Source organism: Paraburkholderia sp. SIMBA_030 (assembly GCF_046535245.1).
Taxonomy (GTDB): domain Bacteria; phylum Pseudomonadota; class Gammaproteobacteria; order Burkholderiales; family Burkholderiaceae; genus Paraburkholderia.
The window spans coordinates 1-279 of the sequence record NZ_JAWRXB010000324.1; the positions used below are offsets into that span (position 1 = coordinate 1).

The 279-nt window shown below is 63.4% G+C and carries 1 protein-coding gene; it reads right to left on the reverse strand.

All coding sequences use genetic code 11. The annotated features are described in order from the left end of the window. A partial coding sequence (locus SB772_RS40190; RefSeq protein WP_410838542.1) for an autoinducer binding domain-containing protein occupies window positions 1-279 on the reverse strand: 279 nt, incomplete at both ends.

The window sequence follows — 279 nt, forward strand, 5'->3', positions numbered from 1 at the left end:
GCCACTACGGCCGTGAACCGGGAAGACGTAGCCGTCGCCCAGCCCATGCTGTGCGGCGTCGGCCATCATCTGCTCCATGCGGCGCTGATGCGGATCGCGCCGGTAGGCAGCAAGTCCTTCGCGCCAGCGGAACGGCCTGTGCGTCTGGCCGAGATAACGCATGGTCGGGTCGATGAGGAAATATTTCTTGGTTGCATAGACCTGTGTCCATGTCTCCGGCCAATCGCCGGCCAGCACTGTGCCCCAAGGATCGACGCTGCGTTTCGGATGGCGCAGAAG